The organism is Leucobacter sp. G161 (genome assembly GCF_001482305.1).
Classification (GTDB): Bacteria; Actinomycetota; Actinomycetes; order Actinomycetales; family Microbacteriaceae; genus Leucobacter.
Genome location: NZ_LOHP01000042.1, coordinates 1 through 622, shown reverse-complemented (window position 1 = coordinate 622; position 622 = coordinate 1). Strand labels below are relative to the sequence as shown.

Annotated in this window: 1 protein-coding gene; it reads left to right on the top strand. The window is 69.9% G+C overall.

The features are described 5' to 3' along the window. A partial coding sequence (locus tag AUL38_RS03245; protein ID WP_161937399.1) for an electron transfer flavoprotein subunit alpha/FixB family protein occupies positions 1-523 on the top strand: 523 nt, incomplete at its 5' end. Between the last annotated feature and the right edge of the window lie 99 nt (positions 524-622).

Here is a 622-nt window from a genome sequence, read left to right as displayed (position 1 = left end):
CGTCATCACGATCCGCCAGGGATCCGTTGATGCGCGCGCCGCGGCACAGACCGCTGCCGCCGAGCCGCTCACGGTCGCCGACTCCGGCGCACCCGCGGGCCGCGTCGATTCGTTCGAGGCCGTCACCGAGGTGTCCTCGCGCCCCGAGCTGCGCGGCGCAAACCGCGTCGTCTCCGGCGGCCGCGGGCTCGGCTCGAAGGAACAGTTCGAACTTGTTGAGCAGCTCGCTGACGCCCTGGGTGCCGCGATCGGTGCATCGCGTGCCGCAGTCGACGCCGGCTTCGTGCCCGCGTCGTACCAGGTCGGCCAGACTGGCGTCTCGGTCTCACCGCAGCTGTACATCGCGCTCGGGATCTCCGGAGCCATCCAGCACCGCGCCGGCATGCAGACCGCGAAGAACATCATCGCGATTAACAAGGATGGCGACGCACCGATCTTCGACGTCGCCGACTTCGGCGTCGTCGGCGACGTGTTCACGGTCGTGCCCCAGCTGCTGAGTGCCCTCGAAGGAAGGCAGCAGTAGCTATGGCGAGCTACTCCCAGTCGATTCGACGCGGGCTGCCCCGCGTTCCGGGCGGCGAGCCGTGGCCACCCGCCGGAGCGCTCGCAGGAGCACCAGCGG